The 19,802-nt window shown below is 53.4% G+C and carries 18 protein-coding genes; 10 read left to right on the top strand and 8 right to left on the bottom strand.

The genetic code is table 11. From position 1 onward, the window contains the following. Window positions 1–4 precede the first annotated feature (4 nt). From VE954_RS41030 to aguB, 6 genes are all read left to right on the top strand, one after another. Window positions 5–925, top strand: coding sequence for a YicC/YloC family endoribonuclease (locus VE954_RS41030; protein ID WP_324964158.1), 921 nt, complete (start codon window positions 5–7; stop codon window positions 923–925). A gap of 35 nt (window positions 926–960) precedes the next feature. Then, the gene (gmk, locus tag VE954_RS41025; protein ID WP_324964156.1) at window positions 961–1,614 is read left to right on the top strand and encodes a guanylate kinase; all 654 of its coding nucleotides are present in this window, start codon (window positions 961–963) and stop codon (window positions 1,612–1,614) included. 68 nt (window positions 1,615–1,682) lie between these two features. Next, window positions 1,683–3,977, top strand: a complete 2,295-nt coding sequence (locus tag VE954_RS41020; protein WP_324964154.1) for a bifunctional (p)ppGpp synthetase/guanosine-3',5'-bis(diphosphate) 3'-pyrophosphohydrolase — start codon at window positions 1,683–1,685, stop codon at window positions 3,975–3,977. 21 nt (window positions 3,978–3,998) lie between these two features. Continuing rightward, complete coding sequence (locus tag VE954_RS41015) at window positions 3,999–4,430, top strand: hypothetical protein (RefSeq protein ID WP_324964152.1); 432 nt, start codon at window positions 3,999–4,001, stop codon at window positions 4,428–4,430. A 170-nt stretch (window positions 4,431–4,600) separates the two neighbouring features. Further along, window positions 4,601–5,659 (top strand): agmatine deiminase family protein, encoded by a 1,059-nt coding sequence (locus tag VE954_RS41010; protein ID WP_324964150.1) that lies wholly within the window; start codon window positions 4,601–4,603, stop codon window positions 5,657–5,659. Window positions 5,660–5,676: 17 nt separating this feature from the next. Then, window positions 5,677–6,564, top strand: a complete 888-nt coding sequence (gene aguB, locus VE954_RS41005) for an N-carbamoylputrescine amidase (protein ID WP_349263873.1) — start codon at window positions 5,677–5,679, stop codon at window positions 6,562–6,564. 52 nt (window positions 6,565–6,616) lie between these two features. On the opposite strand, the gene galE is transcribed toward aguB, so the two are convergent. From galE to VE954_RS40980, 5 genes are read right to left on the bottom strand one after another with little or no spacing between them, the layout of a single operon-like run. Continuing rightward, window positions 6,617–7,609: a UDP-glucose 4-epimerase GalE gene (gene galE, locus VE954_RS41000; RefSeq protein WP_324964145.1), complete on the bottom strand. Its 993-nt coding sequence runs from the start codon at window positions 7,607–7,609 to the stop codon at window positions 6,617–6,619. A gap of 21 nt (window positions 7,610–7,630) precedes the next feature. Continuing rightward, on the bottom strand, window positions 7,631–9,220 hold the full coding sequence (locus VE954_RS40995; RefSeq protein ID WP_324964143.1) for a thioredoxin family protein: 1,590 nt from the start codon (window positions 9,218–9,220) through the stop codon (window positions 7,631–7,633). Between the two features lie 38 nt (window positions 9,221–9,258). Next, window positions 9,259–10,101 (bottom strand): prephenate dehydratase, encoded by an 843-nt coding sequence (locus tag VE954_RS40990; RefSeq protein WP_324964142.1) that lies wholly within the window; start codon window positions 10,099–10,101, stop codon window positions 9,259–9,261. Window positions 10,102–10,107: 6 nt separating this feature from the next. Next, the gene (gene ligA, locus VE954_RS40985) at window positions 10,108–12,036 is read right to left on the bottom strand and encodes an NAD-dependent DNA ligase LigA (RefSeq protein ID WP_324964140.1); all 1,929 of its coding nucleotides are present in this window, start codon (window positions 12,034–12,036) and stop codon (window positions 10,108–10,110) included. Window positions 12,037–12,038: 2 nt separating this feature from the next. Continuing rightward, the gene (locus VE954_RS40980; RefSeq protein WP_324964138.1) at window positions 12,039–12,767 is read right to left on the bottom strand and encodes a methyltransferase domain-containing protein; all 729 of its coding nucleotides are present in this window, start codon (window positions 12,765–12,767) and stop codon (window positions 12,039–12,041) included. Window positions 12,768–12,795: 28 nt separating this feature from the next. Here VE954_RS40980 and VE954_RS40975 point away from each other — a divergent pair, with 28 nt between their 5' ends. Next, complete coding sequence (locus tag VE954_RS40975) at window positions 12,796–13,941, top strand: ABC transporter substrate-binding protein (RefSeq protein ID WP_324964136.1); 1,146 nt, start codon at window positions 12,796–12,798, stop codon at window positions 13,939–13,941. After that, window positions 13,934–15,289, top strand: coding sequence for a class I SAM-dependent methyltransferase (locus VE954_RS40970; RefSeq protein ID WP_324964133.1), 1,356 nt, complete (start codon window positions 13,934–13,936; stop codon window positions 15,287–15,289). The genes VE954_RS40975 and VE954_RS40970 overlap by 8 nt, the downstream gene beginning before the upstream one ends. A 134-nt stretch (window positions 15,290–15,423) precedes the next feature. Here the strand turns inward: VE954_RS40970 and trmD are convergent, their stop codons facing one another. The 3 genes from trmD to rpsP are packed head-to-tail and all read right to left on the bottom strand — an operon-like array spanning window position 15,424 to window position 16,916. Beyond that, window positions 15,424–16,113 carry a tRNA (guanosine(37)-N1)-methyltransferase TrmD gene (gene trmD, locus VE954_RS40965; RefSeq protein ID WP_324964131.1) on the bottom strand — a complete coding sequence of 230 codons (690 nt, stop codon included), beginning with the start codon at window positions 16,111–16,113 and terminating at the stop codon, window positions 15,424–15,426. Then, a complete protein-coding gene (gene rimM, locus VE954_RS40960; protein WP_324964129.1) occupies window positions 16,110–16,640 on the bottom strand; it encodes a ribosome maturation factor RimM in 531 nt (176 codons plus the stop codon). The genes trmD and rimM overlap by 4 nt, the downstream gene beginning before the upstream one ends. Window positions 16,641–16,646: 6 nt before the next feature. Then, window positions 16,647–16,916 (bottom strand): 30S ribosomal protein S16, encoded by a 270-nt coding sequence (rpsP, locus tag VE954_RS40955; protein WP_324964127.1) that lies wholly within the window; start codon window positions 16,914–16,916, stop codon window positions 16,647–16,649. Between the two features lie 262 nt (window positions 16,917–17,178). Between rpsP and VE954_RS40950 the strand changes: the two genes are divergently transcribed. Both VE954_RS40950 and VE954_RS40945 read left to right on the top strand, forming a co-directional pair. After that, window positions 17,179–18,198, top strand: a complete 1,020-nt coding sequence (locus tag VE954_RS40950) for an MBL fold metallo-hydrolase (protein ID WP_324964125.1) — start codon at window positions 17,179–17,181, stop codon at window positions 18,196–18,198. Window positions 18,199–18,359: 161 nt separating this feature from the next. Beyond that, the gene (locus VE954_RS40945; RefSeq protein WP_324964123.1) at window positions 18,360–19,772 is read left to right on the top strand and encodes a CFI-box-CTERM domain-containing protein; all 1,413 of its coding nucleotides are present in this window, start codon (window positions 18,360–18,362) and stop codon (window positions 19,770–19,772) included. The last annotated feature ends 30 nt before the right edge of the window (window positions 19,773–19,802 follow it).

Here is a 19,802-nt window from a genome sequence, read left to right as displayed (position 1 = left end):
CATCGTGAGCCTAAAAAGCATGACAGCCTTTGGCAGCGGCGAGTCAACGAGCTCGACCACCACCTATCGCTGTGAGATTCGCACTCTCAATTCACGTTTCTGCGACATCTCAATCAAAATGCCGCGCAGCCTTATTGCCCTGGAGCCGTCCTTGATCAACCGCGTGAAAGAAAAAATCATGCGCGGCAAGGTCGACGTCTTTCTGGATCTGGTTCCCAATGATCGTGCAGCCGGTCTGCCTCAACTGAATACCAGAGCCGTCTCGCACTATCTGGCGGCCAGCCAGGCGCTGGCGCAGGCCGCGGGCATCACCATGAAACCGCTGAGTTCCTACGAACTCATGCGCCTCGACGGCGTTCTCGAAAATCAGTTCGCAGTCAGCAGTGAAGAGCAGGTGCGGGCGCATGAAGACGGCATCTTCGCAGCCATGGAAAAGGCTTTGAGCAATGTGCTGGTGCAAAGAAAAAGCGAAGGCCAGGCTTTGACACCCGCGTTTGTGAAAATCATTGAAGGCATGCAGGCCGATCGGGAGGCCATCGTATCCAAGCGCGAGGTCATCCAAAAGCATCTCTTCGATAATTATAAAAAGCGGCTGGAGCGCCTGCTCAGTTCTTTGGAAGAGACGGGACAGAAAATTACCGGCATGCTTCCTGAGGAACGACTTCTGGCCGAAGTTACTCTTTTGATCGACCGCTCGGACATTGAAGAGGAATTGACCCGCCTGAGCGCCCACGAAGTGGAATTCAAGAGGCTGCTCCAGGGTGGTGAAGAAGTGGGCCGCCGCATGGATTTTCTATGTCAGGAAATGCATAGAGAGGTGAACACCATTTCCAATAAACTCACGCAGCTTGAAGTCGCTCAGCATTCGCTGAGTTTGAAACAGGCTGTTGAGCGCCTTCGTCAACAGGTCGCCAACATCGAATAAGCTGCAGACAGCTTGCGCAGGAGTATTTTCGTATCATGACAGTATTTGTGGTGTCAGCCCCATCGGGTGCAGGGAAAACAACTCTTAATCGCCGGCTTCTGAAAGAATGTCCCCAGCTGGAGATGTCGATCAGTCACACGACTCGGGCCCCGCGTAAAGGCGAAAGGGAAGGCGACCACTATCACTTTGTCTCGCGTCCGGAATTCGAGGCCATGGTAAAAAACCAGGCTTTTATTGAATGGGCCGAGGTCCACGGCAACCTTTATGGCACCAGCATTGATGAGCTTCAACGCATTGAAAAAGCTGGGAAAAACCCACTTTTAGAGATCGACGTTCAGGGTTGGCATAAGGCCCGCCCTCTGCTTCGGAATGCGTTCAGTATTTTTATCCTGCCGCCCACTTTAAAAGACCTCTGGCAGCGGCTGGAATCCCGGGGATCGGACCACCTTCCCCACCGTTGGCTGCGTTTTCAAAATGCCTTGGATGAAATAAAAAATGCCAAGGATTACGATGTGTTTCTAGTCAATCACGACCTTGAAACAGCCTTTGCCGAGTTGAAAACCCTGGTGCTGAGTGATAAACCTCAACATAGGGGACAGAAGGAAGGCTTGCTTCTCTGTGAGAAACTCAATGAAGAGTTCAAAACTGCCGATTGGATAAAGGGACTTAAGCAGCAACTGGGCGGCTGAATGTCAGAAGCCCGGCAACATCCTAAGGTCACGCAATCCATAAAAGATTCCGGGACCAGGTCGAGAGCATGACAACGGATCGCATTAAAAAAGAAATACCTAATCCTAACAGCACTTTGCCGCTCCCGACGCCAACGACTCCCGAGGAAGAATATCAGGGGCTCTTGCGGAGCCTCGAAACCTATATGCCGCAGATCGACAAAAAGCCGATCGAGAAGGCCTATGAGTATGCTGCCAAATGCCATGCACCGCAAAAACGAGCCTCGGGCGAACCTTACATCACGCATCCTTTGGCTGTGGCCAGTATCGTGGCCACGCTGAAGCTGGATACCCCATCGATCGTTGCTGCGATCCTGCATGATACGGTCGAAGATACCAATGCAACCCTCGAGGAAATCGAGCAGCTCTTCGGCACCGAGGTGCGCGACCTCGTCGATGGTTTGACCAAGATCAGCAAGATCAAATTCCGCTCCAATGAAGAAAAGCTGGCGGAAAACTTTCGCAAAATGATCGTGGCCATGGCCAAGGATCTGCGCGTGATCCTGATCAAACTCTGCGATCGCCTGCACAACATGCGGACGATGGACAATCTCACCATTGAAAAGCGTAAACGCATTGCCCAGGAAACGCTCGACATCTATGCTCCGCTCGCCAACCGCCTCGGTATTTACGGTATCAAGAGCGAGCTGGAAGACCTTTGCCTGCGCACACTGAAATACGAAGTCTACCAGGAAATTCGCCGCAAGATTTCGTCGAAGAAATCCCAGCGCCAGGCCTATATCAATGAAGTGAAAGAGGTGCTGGAAAAAGAGCTGCGCAAGTACGGGTTCACCGAGACCCAGGTCTATGGTCGACCCAAGCATTTCTTCTCCATCTATAAGAAAATGATGGAACGGCATTTGGAATTCGAAGATATTCATGACCTCTTCGCCTTCCGTATCATCGTGCCGAGCATCAAGGATTGCTACGAAGCCCTCGGCGTCGTGCACGCGATGTGGAAGCCGATGCCCGGGCGTTTCAAAGACTACATTGCCATGCCCAAGGCCAACCTTTACCAGTCGCTGCACACCACGGTGATCCGCTCCAACGGGGAACCGGCGGAAATTCAAATCCGCACCAAGGAAATGCACGAGACCTGTGAATACGGTGTGGCCGCTCACTGGGCGTACAAGGATCGTGACAAAGGTGTTCATGTCAACGACGCGCAGAAATTCTCGTGGTTGCGGCAGATCATGCAATGGCAGAACGAGCTGAAGGATCCGGATGAATTTCTCGAAGCCCTGAAGGTCGACCTGTTTGATGAAGAGATTTTTGTCTTCACACCCAAGGGCGACGTGCTGTCCTTGCCGCAGAATGCGACGGCGCTGGACTTTGCCTTTGCGGTGCACAGTGATATCGGGACCAAATGTATCGGCGTCAAGGTCAACGGCCAGATGTCGCCGATCAAAAAGCGGCTGAAATCAGGGGATATCGTCGAGGTTCTGACCTCGCCCCATCAAAGACCCAGCAAAGACTGGCTGGCGTTCATCGTCACGTCCAAGGCTCGGAATAAAATTCGTTCCTTCCTGCGCAGCGAGCAGCGTGAAAAAAGCCGCAAGCTCGGACGCGAACTCCTGGTGCAGGAGCTGGAAAAGCGTCGCATGACGCTCGATGATCTGGAGAAATCCGGAGATGCCGCAAAGCTCGTGAAGATGGGCCGTGAAAGCAACCTGGAAGACATCCTGATTGCCATTGGCTACGGTCGTCTGAATCCCAAGGACCTTTTGAGCAAGGCTTTGCCAGCTCCTGAGCCCAAGGAAACGATCCAGGAACAAATTCAGCGCCAGGGTCTTGATCAGCCGGCGAAACCCGACAAGCCGATCAAAACCTCGCATGGCAGCATTCTTGTTTCGGGTTATGATGATGTCCTGGTCGCGCTTGGCAAATGCTGTTCGCCGCTGCCCGGTGAACCGATCATTGGTTTCATCACAAGGGGCCGTGGCGTTACGATTCACCGCAGCACCTGTCCAAGGGCCCTGGATATGGATCCGGCCCGCAAGATGCAGGTGGAGTGGTCGAAGGCGCAGGTGGAAGCCGCTTATCACCGTTGTTCCATTAGTCTCCGCACCCAGGAAAAACCCGGTGTGCTGGCGGAAGTGACGACCGTGTTGAGCAACAACGGTGCGAACGTGCACAAGGCCGAAGTGAAAATTGAAAATGATCTGACCGGTATTCTGGAATTCGAGCTGGGCGTTCGAAACTTGGCGCATCTGGAAACGGTCATTTCACGATTGGAAGCTTTGCCATCCGTGCTTTCGGTTCAGAGAAAGAATATCATCAAGAAAAGAGCTTTGCGTCGAGGCCGCTTTAATTCGATGCACTGACGTTTCATTTGAGGGTTTATCATGCGTAAACAACTTGGATCCGTGGCTTTGCTTGCCTCCAGCTTTTTCTTTCTCACTGGTATGGGCGTGAAGCACTCCGAAGTGAAAGCCCAGAGCTCTGTCAAGGGCAAGACTGTGGAACTCGCGTTCAAAATCAAGCTTCTCAATGAGGAAAAGAAGTCAGAGAAAGATTATGTTCAGATCAGCAGGGAAGGTCCTTGGACGCTGGAGCTGATCAACACCAAAGGCCTGAAGCTGGAAACGAAAGAAGGGAAGTTCACAACCCTAACCTTTGACGATAGCCTCCCTGGGTTTAAAGTTAAAGCTGAACTCGACGGCGCAGCTCCGGCCGGCAAGGTCGACTACATGGTGCGGGCATTTGTCTGCACAACTGATAAAAAGACCTGCTACACCGAGCGGCACAAAGGCAGCCTGGATTGGAAAACAAACTAAATTTTCCTGTCTGGCCCGGCGTTCGGGCCAGCGCCTGCACCCTTTGCCTCGCATTGCCTCCTCCCAGAATCAATTTTCCCACTCCCTGCCTAATTGGACCTTGCAAGCCTCCCCAACTCGCTCTATAGACCATGTGCTGAAGATGGTTCTGACCCCCGAGGAGTCCTAAAATGTCCCAGGTTTTAAGCGGTCTTCCCCGTGATCTAGGTCTTGTCATGCCAGCGGAATGGGCGGCTCACAGCGCCACCTGGATGAGCTGGCCTTTTGACGAAGAAATGTGGTTTGACCACCTGACTCAGGTGCGTCAGGAATATAGCATATTGGTCAAAACACTGGCCCGCTTTGAGCCGGTCCATCTGCTCGTCCGCGATGAGGAAGCCGAGGCCAGTGCCCGCGCTGCACTCGAAGGCGTTCCCAATGTCACGCTGCATCGCATTCCGCTGAACGATGTCTGGATGCGCGATAACGGCCCCATCTTCCTTTTGAAGGGACGTAGCAGCCCTGCCGACGCACCTGCCCTGAGTTTCGTCAACTGGGGCTTCAACGCCTGGGGCGGCAAGTACGATTGGGAGCTCGATAACCAGGTGCCGCTGGCCCTGGCTGAGATCCTGCAATTGCCGCGCTTCGATGCGAATTACGTGATGGAAGGTGGCTCGTTGGAAATCAATGGCGAGGGCGCCTGCATTACCACCGAGCAGTGTCTTCTGACCCCTACCCGCAATGCGAGTCTGGGCAAAGCCGATCTGGAAAAATTATTGTCTCAGTACCTGGGCATCGATCAGGTGATCTGGCTCAAGGATGGTCTGGAAGGTGATCACACTGATGGTCATGTCGATACCATCACCCGTTTTGCCGATGCCACCACAGTCCTGACTTCGGTGACTACGGATCGCAATGATGTGAACTTTGCCCGGATGCAGGAGAACTTGGAAATTCTGCGTCGAACACGATTGAAGGACGGTCGGGATCTGCGGGTGATCGAGCTGCCCCTGCCCGAGGAAAAACTTTTCCTGGACGACGGCACGCGGTTGCCGCCGACCTACGCGAATTTTTATATAGCCAACGGCGCCGTGCTGGTGCCACAGTATGGCGACCGCAATGATGCCTTGGCCCTCGATGTGTTACGCAGCGCCTTTCCCCAGCATCAGGTGATCGGCCTGGCTTCACGGCACATCATCATGGGCGGTGGAAGTTTTCATTGTCTGACGCAGCAGCAGCCGCGCAGCTGATTCGGGAGGAAGAACTCATGAGTCGTTTGCAATTGGCCCTCGTCCAAATGAGCATGAGCCGGGATGTTGCAGGCAACGTCGCCCAGGCTGAACGTTATATTCTGGAAGCCGCAAAGCAGGGAGCCCAGGTGGTTCTTCTGCCGGAACTTTTTGAAAACCATTATTTCTGTCAGCTCGAGCGTGAGGAATACTTCTCCTGGGCCCACCCGGTCGAGGGGCATCCTTTCCTTGCGCGCATGCAAAAACTTGCGGCGCAGCATCAGCTGGTGCTGCCCATCAGTTTTTTTGAGCGCGCGGGGCAGGCCCATTTTAATAGTCTGGCGATGATCAACGCCGATGGATCGCTGATGGGCGTCTATCGCAAGAGTCATATTCCCGATGGGCCTGGTTACGAGGAAAAATATTATTTCAATCCTGGTGATACGGGTTTCAAAACCTGGAACACCCGCTATGGTTCCATCGGTGTCGGCATTTGCTGGGATCAGTGGTTCCCCGAATGTGCCAGAGCCATGGCCTTGCAAGGAGCAGATCTGCTGCTTTACCCGACGGCAATCGGCTCAGAACCAGCGGATCAGGTCGAGACACCCAACACCCCTGATATGTGGCAGCGAGCCATGATTGGGCATGCGGTGCATAATTCCTGTTTCGTGGCTGCTGCCAATCGTATCGGCACGGAAACGTTTGAAAACAGTCGCTGTGATTTCTATGGCCACAGTTTTATCTGTGATTACCGTGGTGATAAACTGATCGAGAAAAAGGCCGATTTTGCCGGCCTTTTGCAGGTTGAAATCGACCTGAAAGCCGCCCGCACCTTTCGCGCAGGCATGGGCTTTTTCCGCGACCGCCGACCCGATCTTTATCGGGGGCTTTTAACTTTGGATGGTCAATCCAAATCCTTGTCTTAATATCATCCCCGCGATCCGTGCTTGAGGTCGCGGGGACCGTTCTGAACCAAGATCAAGCAAAACCTTTGGGATGCGATTTATGCCAGGCCAGGGACGTGCGGATAATATTTTCCAAATCTGAATGCTTGCTTACATAACCCAGGACCTGTCGGGCCTTGGCATTATCGGCATAAAGTTCTGCTGGATCACCGGGCCGGCGATCGGCAAACTTATAGGCAATCTTTCGACCCAGCACGCGTTCCACGGCTTCCACAATCTGTAGATTGCTATAACCATTCCCAGTTCCAAGGTTCACCACATCAAAAGCGCCAGGCTTCAGCGCCTGCAGATGCTGGCAGGCTTTAATGTGGGCATCGGCAAGATCCGAAACATGGATGTAGTCACGGACGCAGGTGCCGTCACGGGTCGGGAAATCCTGCCCGAAGATCGACAGCTCCTTGCCAGACATGGCGGAAAGAATAACGTTGGGAATCAGATGAGTTTCAGGCTGATGATCCTCACCGATTTCGCCGCTGGCATCCGCACCGCAGGCATTGAAATACCGAAGCGCCATGGCTTTGATGCCATAGGCACGGCACGCATCTTCAATCAACCATTCAGCGACCAACTTGGAACGACCATAAGGCGAGATCGGAACCTTGGGATCGTTTTCGACCATCGGCACCTTCTGAGGCGTGCCGAAGATCGCGCAGGTTGACGAGAAGACGAGGCCAGCGGTGGATTTCTCCGCACGCATGGCGTTCAAAAGACAACGCACGCCCTCGCCGTTATTTTCGTAGTAGAGATCCGGTTCCGTCACTGATTCACCCACCAGGGCAAACGCTGCAAAGTGGAAAATACCATCAAAGTGATCCTCGCGCAGCGTCGCTCGCAACGTTTCCTTGTCGAGCAAATCGGCCTGGATGAGTTTCACTTCACGAGGGACCGATGCGCGGTGGCCGCGGCTCAGGTTATCGTACACCACACAGCTATGACCTTGGCGCAAAGCCTCCCATACAAAATGGGACCCGATATACCCAGCTCCACCGATGACAAGAAAACGCATGACCACCCCTTCAGAATATTTTTAGTTTTTCAAACCAGCAAAATGCTGCTGGCAGTTTTTCTGGCTTTCCTTTTCAAGTCCACTGCATTTCGCTTCATAGCTGGAAAACAATGCAGTGAAGGCGGGATCCTTCTGCCAATCCTTCAGGGATTCACTCACCTTTTTTGCGCGTGCCCAATTGCGTCCTGAAAAACCATCATTCAGACTGGTTGCGACATCGTAATATTCCCGGGTCAGGTTCAACATGTAGGCCTTTTGGTCTGCATTCTTGATCTTGGCGTTCAGAACGATATCGCTGGTAATCCACTGAATCTTGCTCGCGCGCCCCACCACGGATTCGCGTGCCTTGGCTGCCCAGGTTTGCGCGGCCTTTTCGTTTTTCAATTCCTGCTCCAGTGAGGCCAGACTGCTATAGTAGTACCAAGGGGTGTCGGTCTTCGCCGCTTCGGTTTCCAGAAGCTGGCGGGCGCCTGAAAAATCACCCACTTGACGCAACATATAGGCCGCCGAAGAAATAACAGCATGCCGCTCGAAAGCAGTCCCGGCATTTTTGTCAGCCTGAGTGGCAGCAGCCTGCACATCAGCTTTCAATTTTGCAGGAACCGGGCCATTGGGGGCCTCAAGCTTATGAAATTCGATGGCGGGATTCCAGGCGGCCAGGCGGGTATCCACGGAATTGGCTGGATTGGCTGCGATGTCGCCCGCTGCCTTGAGCCAGCGCTTTTTCAGATCCTCATAGCCCTTGCCCGCGGGTTTTCCATACAGGAACACAGCCGTTTGCTTGGCGTTGTAATTGATGAAACCACGCGCTCCCTGCACACTTTCCTTGCTGGCAAAGATCGCATCCAGATAGCGTTTTGCTTCCATCTTGATGTCAGCCAGGCTATTGGCAGATTCCTTGTTGTCCTTATTGAGCGCAGCCAGATTCAAAAGATTAGCGGCAAAAATAGCTTTTTCCTTAGGCATGGTGGCAGGACACTTATCAGCGGCACGCTTGGCTGCATTCACAAGGCGATCGACCGTATACCGGCCTTCCGGCAACTGATCCCAGCTGGTGTAGGCCAGGACTTTCCAATCGTCATCTTTGGCATCACGATTTTCCAGACGGGAAAAAGCTTCCGCGAAATTTTGATTATTCTTCAGCACGGGTTGAACAGCCGCATGAAATTCGTCTTCATTGAGACTCGTGCTCAAACGATAGAGTTCACGCCCATCCGGCGTCAAAACTAAAACCGTGGGATACCCGGAAGCCGATAAACGCTCGCCCCAAACCTGAGCCTGGTCCGTATCACCATCCAGGTAAACCGGGATGAAATTTTTCATCAGTTCAGCGAAACGGGGTTTGGAAAAAACTTCCGATTTGAGCTCATTGCAAGGTGGACACCAGGCAGCGCCCCAGTACACAAACAAGAGTTTATTGTCAGCTTTGGCCTGGGCAAAAGCCTGTTCCGGACGACCTTGAAACCAAACGTCGGGTTGGGGTTGACCTTGCAAAACATGCTCCTTCTTTTCTTTATCTTTGCCTTCACTGTCCGCCTTGGGCGTTGTCGCGCAGGCGTTGAAAAGCAGCCCGATAGGCAAAATAATAGGCGCGATCTGAGTCAGTTTCATGCAGAGCTCCTCGGGTCGATGGAAAAAGGTTCCTTAAATTAGCGCTGCGACGAGTAAGTGCCAAGCACTTTCAGCGTTCGCGTCATCGAAGCCAAGGTCTTGAGCGCCAGGTCCCAGGCTGGGTGTTCGGGACCGGCTGCCACCTCCAGATAATAATAATAGGTCCAGGCGGCATCCTTGGTCGGCCGTGCCTCACAATGCACCAGCTCAATCCCCAGACTTTGCAGAATCCCGCAGAGCGGACCGATCCGGGCGAAACCTTCGCCGGAATTGAGAAGAATCAGGCTCATGGTACGCCCGCCCTTGGCCTCGGGTTTTTCAGCTTTTTTAGTGTGCTTGCGGATGTGCAGAAAGCGGGTGTAATTCTCACCACGGTCCGCTATATCCCGAGCCATCACCTTGAGTCCATAGAGTTTGGCGGCCTGCAAGCTGGCTATCGCCGCGGTATGAGGAGGCTTATGCTGGCCCAGATGCTCGGCAGCACCCGCAGTATCAAAAAACGATTGCGGGGTCAGGCCCCGTTCCCGCATGTACTGAGCACATTGCGCCAAAGCCTGAGGATGTGAGATGACCGTGGTGACGTCTGCAGCACGTGTGCCTGCTGGGATGAGCAGACAGTGCTGGATGCGAAGGATGGCTTCGCCGGCAATCTGCACAGGAAATCGAGCCAGATGGTCGAAATTTTCATGAATCGTTCCGGCCAGGGAATTTTCCACCGGCAAGAGAGCGTCCGTGATGCGACCCTTGGTCAGTTCGGTGAAGACAGCTTCAAACGCTGGCAAGGGTTTAAATCGGAGGGCTGCTTTCTTGCCGAAATACTGCATGATAGCCAATTCACTGTAAGCTCCGGGCAGTCCCTGAAATCCGACGATCCTTGCCATGTTGTTCTATTGTCCTTCCATCATTGCCATCAGCTGGTCTTCACTCCAAATAGGAATTCCAAGCTCCTTGGCTTTTTTCATTTTCGACGAACCGGTATCCGTTTCATTGGTCACCAGTGCAAAGGTATTTTTGGAAACACTCGAACCGGTCTTGCCACCGGCTTCGCGTATGGCCTTTTCAATGGACTCACGCGGTCGCGACAGGGCCCCGGTAATCACGAATTGTTTACCAGCCAAAGGCCCACTGCCAGGCGCATGCTTGCGCTGGGGAGCCTGTGGCTGCACGCCCACTTTAAGAAGACGTTGGATCACGGCTTTCTTAACTTTCAAACCATGAACAATTTGTTCCGCGGATTTTTCCGCGAAACCTTCAATTTCAATCAGCTCGGCAGCCGTCATGCCTAATATAGCGTCAAGGCTCGGGTAGTGTTCCAGCAATTTTTCCCAGGTGCGCATGCCGGCGCCTTCGATCCCAAGGCCATTGAGAAATTTGGCTAAAGGGAGCTGACGGCTCGCCTGAATATTCGTGTAGAGCTTGGCTGCCATCTTTTCCTTGGTGGCCGGCAGTTTCAGAAAATCCTTTTCCGTCAGTCGATAAAGATCCGCAACGTGTTCCACTAGATCGGCTTGAATCAGCTGCTCCAGCCTTTTTTCGCTCAGATCATCGATCTCGGCCGCGCGGATCCAGTTCAAAATAAAACCGGATCTCTGCGCCGGGCAATCGTCCACGTTGATGCATTTGAGGCGCACGCCATCGAATTCCACCTTGCCCTGACACGAGGGACATAGTTCCGGCCAGCGATGGTTACCGGATTTCGCCTGGACCACCTGCAGGAATTTCGGAATGACTTCACCCGAGCGAACGATTTCAATCTGATCGCCCTTCTTCAGATTGTAGGCCTTCACATGCTCGGCGTTGTGCAGCGTAATATTGGTGATGCGGGCGCCGCTCAAATTCACGGGTTCAATGACCGCCACAGGCGTAATAATACCGAGCCGCGAGGTGGCCCAGACGATTTCATCAATGACCGCAATCGCTGTCTGGCCCTGCCACTTAAAGGACAATTTGTAGCGCGGGTGATGCCCTGTAGCACCCAGCTGCTGATGCAGACTCAAACGATTGTAAGAAAACACCGCACCGTCGTAGGCGATTTCGCCTTCCTCCATCATGCGTTTGACTTCGCCCAGGTATTCGCTGATTTCTTCGCCGGTCTGCAGGATCTTATGGGGCGGCACGTGAAATCCGTGCTGACCCAGCCAATCGAATTTCTCCGTTTCGGTTGGAATCTTTTCCACACCAGGACCCAGGGCTTCGAAGGCAAAGAAATTGAAGAAACGGCAAAGGTCCACATGCACCTTCCGACCTAAAAGCCCGGCTACGATATTGCGCGGGTTATTCGGCCGCTCCAGGCCACGGTCCAGCATTTCCTGCACCAGACCAGCAAACTGGTGGGTGGTGCAATAGACTTCACCGCGAACCTCCAGATCCACGGGTTGATCGAGTTTTTTTAAACAATCAGGAATCCACCGCACCTTGTCTGTCACGTCCTCGCCCACCCGTCCATCACCGCGCGTCTTGGCCATCACCAAAACACCCTGACGATAGATCAAACTCAGGCTGTTGCCATCGACTTTCGGGGTGCCCACAATGGGTTCACGCCCCATCCAGGTGACAAGGTCTTCCTCCTTGTAGGTTTTATTCAGCGAGAGCATCGGAATATCGTGTGTCTGCCGCTTGGCCCCCGTGCTGCTCGGGGCGCTACCCACATAGAGAAGCGCCGGATGATCAGGTTCGAGCGAACGAAGCTCCTGTTCCAGACGATCATAAACAGCATCAGCAACTTCGGGCTTGCCCGCATAATAAAGCCGCTTGTGATGCATAATCATGGCAGCCAGCTCGGACACACGATTCGATTTCTGTGCGGATGGGGACATGCTCAAGGTCTCCTCTTACGCCAAATACAAAGCCATTCTTCCAAAACATTCCGTGGATTTTCCGGTGGCGGACAAAGGCTGGCATGAACAAGATCAAAATGTTCCGCCAGCAGCCGCTGCGCCTCCTCTTCATTCACCGCAAAAGGAGGCCCCTCGGGGGTGCGCGTGCGTCGGAACAAAATAGCGAGGACCAAAGCATCGGACTTCAGCTTGTGGTGGATCGCCTGGATATAAGTCGGCCGATGCCGGGGTTCGATCGCACACAGCATCGCCCTGTCAAAAACGGCATCATAGGCAGGCTCGGGCTCGACTGCGGCAAAAACATCAGACACCTGAAGGTTCAGGCCTGCGACTTGCCCGTAAAGGGCGCGGGCTCCTTCGATCGCTTCGGGGACCGCATCCACGGCATCCACCCGATAGCCCTGCCCAGCCAACCAGGCTTCGTTATGGGCACGGCCACAGCCTGCGGAAAAAATCCGTGCGCCGGCAGGCAGTCGCCCCTCTTGGGTTGCATGGCGCAGGAGTCGATCCAGCTGACTGTGAGGTCCTCCTTGATCCCAACCGGTTTGCCCCACCAACCACCGTTCCCTCCAGGGCTCAATCTTTTCCACCTGGCTTTGCGTCATAACTTCCTCGCGACCGTCCGTTTGACTTAATATAATCTCAGGATAATTTGCAGCTTTTCCCGTCATGGGAATGCGGGTAGCCTTGGCATCTATGCGCTGAGGCAAAAGTCACGTTGCCAGAAAAGGAAATTTTGTGAAAGCCTGGAATCCAACTCCATATTGGGCGATTTTAATCGCTTGTTTCGTCTGTTCGGCATCGTCGTCGCTGATCGCCAAACCTGCCAAGGACCATGTGCTGTATCGGATTGGATTTATCCACCCGCGCAGTGGGCCCCTGGCATCCTATGGGAATTCCCTCTCGCAGGGAGTCAAACTGGGTTTGACGCAATTTCGCAGTGAAAATCCGCAGCTCGCTGAAAAGGTGGCCCTGATCGCAGCCGATGATCGCGGACTGGCTTCGGAGGCTGAAAAAGCCGCCCTTCGCCTGGTTCAACAGCAAAAGGCCGATATTCTGATCGGGTCCTTGAGCAATGTGGCCAACCAGGCGATCGCCGCCGTCAGCAGTAAAACCAATGTGATTTTACTTCTGCCACGCGGTACCGAAGACGACCTCACGGCCTATCCTTATGTTTACTCCATGAGCGCCACTGACAAAAGACAGGGACGGATGCTCTCGCAATTCGCGCTCAAATCCCTAAGGCGTGATCGGGCTGCCGTGCTGGTGGATGCGCGTTCGCCCGATAGCGAAGTCATCGGCAAGTCTTTTGCCGAAGCCTTTACCCAAGGCGGAGGCCAGATGCTGGGTCAATGGAGCGAAGGTGGCAGCGAAGAATTAAAAAGCGTTCTGACCAAAATCGCCAGCGCGCAGCCCAATATTGTGGTTTTTCCCGGATCTTACCGAGGCGTTCCCAACATCCTGACGGAAGCTCGCAAAGCTGGAGTCAAGGCAACGTTTGTCGGTGGTGATGGCTGGGATCATGTGGATCTGTATAAACAAGGCGATCTCGGCAGTCAGTATTACTTTTCGTATTTTCATAATAACGATCCTCAGGCTGGCGTTCAAAGTTTCGTTACGGAATATGAAACCACCTTTGGCCAGAAACCTGATGTCTTTGCCGCTTTGGGATATGACGCCGTGCGATCCGCGCTGCAGGCCTTTGTGATTGCGAAATCGGCCCAGACTCCGAATCTGCAAAAAACCTTTGAGGGGGCGCGGTTTCCCAGCATTTACGGAGCGGGACACTTCGGCAAGGATCATGTGTTCCTGCGGCCTTATCCGGTCATGATTACCACAGGTGGCCAGGCGCGATTGATGTCACGGGTTGTTCTGGATGAATGAGAATGCCGCGCAAAGCATCAATCTTGCTGTGCAGTCGATGTACGAGGCTTTTCCTTATCCGAATTATGGACTCCTGCTGCCTTTGCGTTGGCAGGAGGCCTATGCCAGCGGATCTCTTTTTGCGCAGCGTTTGGTTCAGCAAGAAACAGGACTGACGAGCCTCGGCCAAGGCGCAGGTCGGATTTTGATTGCGGGTTGCGGTGATGTCCAGGCGGCTATCATCAGTCGTTGGGAACCGCGGGCTCATCGCGTGGCAGGTGTGGATCTGTCCCGTCCGAGTTTGCGCAAAGCGCGCCTGCGGAGTCTCTTGCTCCTAAGGCCTATGGATCTCAAGGTGCTAAATCTTGAAGATCCGTCGGCTGATCTTGGCCAGCCTTACTTTCATATCGATGCTTACGGCATGCTGCATCATTTGGCCAATCCTTCGCAAGGGCTGCAAACCTTGAGTCATTCGCTGCTCCCCGGCGGTACGATGCGCATCATGGTTTACAACAGTCGGGCCCGGCAATGGATGTTCCAGATTTCAAGAGTGCTGGCCTTGCTCGGTTTATCGCCCTATCAACCAGGGGATTTGCGGCAGACGGCCCAGCTGCTTAAGACGCTGGCGCGGACCCTGCCGGCGCTTCAGGAACGTATCGAAGGCATGCAGGGCATTATTCAGGAGCCGGCCCGTCTGGTGGATGCTTTTTTTCACGAGCGGGAAGCGCGACTTGGCCTTGATTATTGGTTGAAGGCGATCGATGCGGCCGGGCTTTCCATTCTGGGACTTATGGATCGCTACGCGGAGCTGGATGATATGCCCAATCCTTTGCTGGAGATGCCGACGCAGGATAAGCTTCAGGCTCGTATTGATGATCTGAGATTTGAAAACAATTTGGAATTTTACCTTTATAAGAAATCATCAGGGGAGGCCGGAACCCTATCCTATCCTGCACCTCTGAGTCTGCGGCGTCGGTTGCCGCCCTTGGCCTGGCAACGCTATGCGGAAACGAGAAAACTGGGCAGGCTCAAGCTTTGGCAGCTTTGGCAAGCATTTCTCACCCGTAATTTTCAGGGTCAGAGTGCCTTTCTGGATCGCTGGGCCCTGCGGGTGGAACATCCATCCCTGCAGCGACTCAGTCGATTGGGAGCTTTATTTCCGGATCAGTTGCAAAGCCGTGAATTGAAAAAAGTCTTACATGCGCCCATGCAAACCTTCATGGAAACGCCCACGTTGGCCAGGGCTCGAGCGCTCACGGATATCCCGGAGCTGCAGAAGCAGTTGGAACGCATTCTCATCGAGAAAAAGTTGCCGCTCGCGCGTATGAACTTGATAAGGGAAAGGTTGTGGCGGGCCCAGAACCTTTAGGATTTGTGAGAAGCGGATCAGGCCGTAGCCAGCCCGGAACCTTTAGGATTTACGGGAAAGTAGATCAGGCCGTGGTCAACCCAGATGCTTAGGATTTATGGGAAAGCAGATCAGGCCGTGGTCAACTCAGATCCTTAGGATTTATGGGAAAGCAGATCAGGCCGTAACCTTTTGGTCTTTTGCAATGCTTCGGCATGACGCCACGCTTTGATCTTCTGATGATCACCGGACAGCAGCACATCAGGAACCTTGTGCCCTTCAAATTCAAGCGGACGCGTATACAGTGGATATTCGAGCATGCCCTGCATGCCACTGCCGAAGGAATCATCCGGTGCACTGCGTTCGTTACCCAGCACACCTGGAATCTGGCGCAGAATGGAATCCGCAATCAAAAGGCTCGGCAATTCCCCACCGGAAACCACAAAATCACCAATCGACACTTCATCCGCAACGAATTCTTCCACAAACCTTTGATCGATTCCTGCGAAGCGTCCACAGATGAAAATCAGGTCTTCATCCAAAACCGCATAACGCTCAGCATCCTGCTGCGTCCACAAACGACCACTCGGACTCGTATAAATCACCCGACCAGGTTTGGGCAACGCCCGTACCGCAGCAGCCAAAGGCTCAACGCGCATGACCATGCCGTCACCGCCCCCAAAGGGACTGTCATCAATGGATCCATGTTTATCGACCGCATAGGTCCGCAGATTGATGGAATGAAATTCCATATTCATACGGGTGGCGGCCTTGAAGACACCAAACCGAAAATAGGCTTCCATGAATTGCGGATGAATGCTGATGAAGGAGAGACTGCGGCTCACGTTTTGTTCCAAGTCTCGGCGAAGGTATCCGCCGGCACCGTCATGCGCAAATCCGCGGCATCGGCGCGAAATTCCATATTGAAATAGGCGGAGACAAAGGGCACTTCGATCCATTGTCCGTCGTCTGCATCGATGCGAACGACATCACTGGCTCCAAAGTTGCCAACCGCGCTGATGCGACCCAAACGCTGCCCGTCGGAATCCAACACGTCCTTGCCCACAAGATCCGACCACAGGTATTCGGAATCTTCCTGCAAAGGAACCAGCGACCGATCACACCAAATAGGCTGCATTTTAAGGGATTCCGCAGCCTCGCGACTGGTGAGCTCCCGGCATTGAAGGACCGGACGGTCGCCTGATCGACGTGTTTCGACCACAGTCAAGGCTTTGGCCTTATCCGGATCAGGGCCCACCACGATGCGATCGAGGCCTTCAGGCCAATCTTCATCACGTTGGGCAACAAAAAAAGCACCGCGGAGGCCTTGAGCCTTGCCAACGATGCCGATTTGAAGCCATGTGTTCTTCACGGGAACTTAGGCTTGCTTATGAGTCTTTGCGCGCTCAAGAACGATCTTCTTTTGGCGCAGAATGGTGGCGACAGCCTCAGATACATTGGCTCCGCGACCGTACCAGTAGGACAGGCGCTCGGCGTTCACTTCCATGACAGAAGGTTCACGTGTGGGATCGTAAAAGCCCAGTTTTTCAATGAAGCGACCATCGCGAGCATTGCGCGAATCGGTGGCAACGATATGGTAAAAAGGACGATGTTTGGCGCCGTGTCGCTGTAAACGTAAGGTCAGCATTCCTACTCCATTCTCCGATGAGCTTAATTCCTGCACAGGCCGATTGGAGACATCGAGCCGTGTCTAGTTTAAGGAAACTTGCTATAACAAAGATCGGAGGGACTTTCCAGAGCAAATTTCCATGCTTCTTCCCCGAAAGCTGCCAAAAGGACCTTTGTCCGAACTTGCGCTCTCCCGGAAACCGTCAGAATTCCAACATATAGCACCAGCCGGACCAGTTTGATAAGATAAAGCTCAGGAACCTTCATTGTCGGGGAAATCCGTGAAGCTACGCATGTGGGGTACCCGTGGCTCTTTGCCGCGCGCAATTACCCATGACACTTTTGTGAATCTGGTCGACTCCTACGCCAAGCGTGCGGAAAAGGCGGGCTTGAGCACTATCAGCGAGTTCCGCAATGCACTCCGCGATGGTGATCTGGGACGCCCTCTGGTTTATGGCGGCAATACCTCCTGCAATGAAATCATCTTTAAAAATCATCGTTTCTTCGTCGATATGGGAACGGGCTTCGCCGAAGCGTCAGCGGAAGTCATGGCCCAGGGCCGTACGGAATTCACCGTGTTTATGACCCATTTGCACTGGGATCACATCATGGGTCTGCCGTTCTTTGTGCCGATTTATATTCCTGGCACCAAGCTCGTGATTTATCACGTGCATCCCCATGCCCCCGAATTCATCAAAATCCAGTTCAACGGCATCAATTTTCCCGTCAAATGGGAGGATTTGGGTGCTGAGGTTGAATTCCGTAAGATCAAAGTCTACGATCAGCTGACATTTGATGACCTGACGGTTTCGCCCATGGCTTTGGACCATCCCGGCGGATCCTTTGGTTACCGCTTCGATGCCGCTGGCTGCTCGCTGCTGATCGGTGTCGATGGTGAATATAAACGCATCACGCCGGAAGCCCTGGGCAAGGATCTGCCTTACTATCAGGACCTGGATCTGCTGGTTTTTGATGGTCAATATGAGATGGATGAGCTGGCAAGCCGCTATGATTGGGGTCACTGCTCGCCTCCCATTGGCGTCGATCTCGCCATGCGCGAAGGAATTCGCAACATCATCATGACCCATCATGATCCACGAGCCGGTGAAGCCAAAGAAGAACGCATGCTGCAGCAGGCAATGAATCACTGCCAGAAGCAGTTGGAATTCCATAAAGATCTCTGGACGAGCCTTGGCCAGCCGGAAGGACCTCGCATCCAACTGGCCTATGATGGATTGGAATTCGATGTGACTCGACTGACTCCAAGGCCCCAGCTGCCGAAATACCGCAAAACTCCCTAAAAAAATCCTAAGTCTGATAAAAATGAAGCTGATACCCTTATGGGGCATCAGCTTTCTGCTTTTTCGGCCCGTAATATGTCCCTCCAAGCTTGACAGACGAAGGGCTTCCTGGCGATGATGCGTGAAGTCGGATTTTCCCCCATCAATGAGAGATAAATCACGTGTTTAGAAAATTCTTATCCTTCACCATTTTCCTGCTGACACTCGCGTCGCAGAATGGATACGCCACCGTCTCTATGGATAAACCCACGGCTGTCCTTCAGCGTGGCAATTACCAGAAAATCACAATGAGTTTTACCCTGAACAATATTGCTCCGGCAGATCTCCAAACGTTTGGGATGGGAGCTGGCGAAACCGCCGAAGAAGGCATGATGTCTCTCGTTCGATATCTCGACATTTGTGTGAATGATGGTGTCGGTAAAGGCTGTGTGGCGGGCTTCGACCCGCTTAAAGTGGGCTATCAGACGTTTTCGGAATTAGACACGACACCCCTCGATCAGCGTTGGCCCCAGGATTATGTCGCCAGCTTTCCCGCAGGCAGTCCACTCTTTGAGAAGCTGGAGACGGACCCAACGGGCACGTACCGCCGTCTCAAGGTTACGATAGTGCTCACCGCATCGGGCGATAAACAATTTAAGACTAAAGATTTCATTGCCATCCGCCTTCTGCCAGGAAATTCAACGACGTCGTCCACCTTTTTGGATCAGGAAGTGAATCCCAAGCTCGCCGTGGCCGCGACAGGCGTCGTGGCATCGTTCAGAGTACAAGCCTCCAAAGGGAGGCTGGACGGGATTTGGAATACCGATGAAGCCATTAGCCGGGCTGATAACAGCACGTCGCCACCCGATGGCGCCATTGCTTTTGTCGTCGAGGAGAGCAATTGGGACGCTGACACGATTCCACTTCGCACTTATAACGAAGCCGATCCGAATGCCGAGACCACGATTCCTAACGCCTGTCATATTGATAAAACCAGTGAAACCGACTGCAGTGTCGTGTGTCCCGGCGCGACCGGCGCAACCCATTACTATCTCAAAGTCGACGATTTGGAAGCCGCTAGAATTAATGTTTTCGAATCAGGCAATACGGGCAATATTTCTATTGTGGATCTCGACAATGATACGACCTATGCCTTCGTCCTGCAGAACCAGCCCGACGGCTTGCAGCGCACCTGTAAAATTGCCCAACCTTCAGACGCTGTGACCCTGAGTGAACTCGGCGGCGGCCCTGAACCCGTCGTGAAAGATCCCCGCTGTTTTATTGCAACCGCTGCTTATGGTTCACCCCTTGATCCGCATCTTCATACCTTGCGCTGGTTTCGCGATAACGTTCTGCTTGTGACAAGCGCAGGCCAAAAATTTGTGAATCTTTACTATAGCTACAGTCCCCCACTCGCCGAATTCATTGCTACCCGCCCCACTCTCCGAACGGTCACGCGTGGGGCTCTGTGGCTACCGGTGATCGTGATTGAATTCTGGCGTGAACGTCCGTCGCTGCTGCTGACCCTATCAGCGATGTGCGGCACGTTCCTGCTGCTGTTTCTCCGTCGTCGTTCGCTGCGAGCGTCGGTATAATTTATATTCCAGAATGAATCGGAAGACCCT

The sequence above is a fragment of the Oligoflexus sp. genome (assembly GCF_035638955.1).
Taxonomy (GTDB): Bacteria; Bdellovibrionota_B; Oligoflexia; order Oligoflexales; family Oligoflexaceae; genus Oligoflexus.
This window is presented reverse-complemented; position numbering and strand designations above follow the sequence as displayed.

What these genes read in the sequence shown, in the direction of transcription:
- VE954_RS40995 (WP_324964143.1), bottom strand. Translation starts at nt 9,220, where the DNA reads ATGAAACTGACTCAGATCGCGCCTATTATTTTGCCTATCGGGCTGCTT.
- VE954_RS41010 (WP_324964150.1), top strand. Translation starts at nt 4,601, where the DNA reads ATGTCCCAGGTTTTAAGCGGTCTTCCCCGTGATCTAGGTCTTGTCATG.
- gmk (WP_324964156.1), top strand. Translation starts at nt 961, where the DNA reads ATGACAGTATTTGTGGTGTCAGCCCCATCGGGTGCAGGGAAAACAACT.
- VE954_RS41020 (WP_324964154.1), top strand. Translation starts at nt 1,683, where the DNA reads ATGACAACGGATCGCATTAAAAAAGAAATACCTAATCCTAACAGCACT.
- VE954_RS41015 (WP_324964152.1), top strand. Translation starts at nt 3,999, where the DNA reads ATGCGTAAACAACTTGGATCCGTGGCTTTGCTTGCCTCCAGCTTTTTC.
- rpsP (WP_324964127.1), bottom strand. Translation starts at nt 16,916, where the DNA reads ATGCTGACCTTACGTTTACAGCGACACGGCGCCAAACATCGTCCTTTT.
- VE954_RS40990 (WP_324964142.1), bottom strand. Translation starts at nt 10,101, where the DNA reads ATGGCAAGGATCGTCGGATTTCAGGGACTGCCCGGAGCTTACAGTGAA.
- VE954_RS40970 (WP_324964133.1), top strand. Translation starts at nt 13,934, where the DNA reads ATGAATGAGAATGCCGCGCAAAGCATCAATCTTGCTGTGCAGTCGATG.
- galE (WP_324964145.1), bottom strand. Translation starts at nt 7,609, where the DNA reads ATGCGTTTTCTTGTCATCGGTGGAGCTGGGTATATCGGGTCCCATTTT.
- aguB (WP_349263873.1), top strand. Translation starts at nt 5,677, where the DNA reads ATGAGTCGTTTGCAATTGGCCCTCGTCCAAATGAGCATGAGCCGGGAT.
- ligA (WP_324964140.1), bottom strand. Translation starts at nt 12,036, where the DNA reads ATGTCCCCATCCGCACAGAAATCGAATCGTGTGTCCGAGCTGGCTGCC.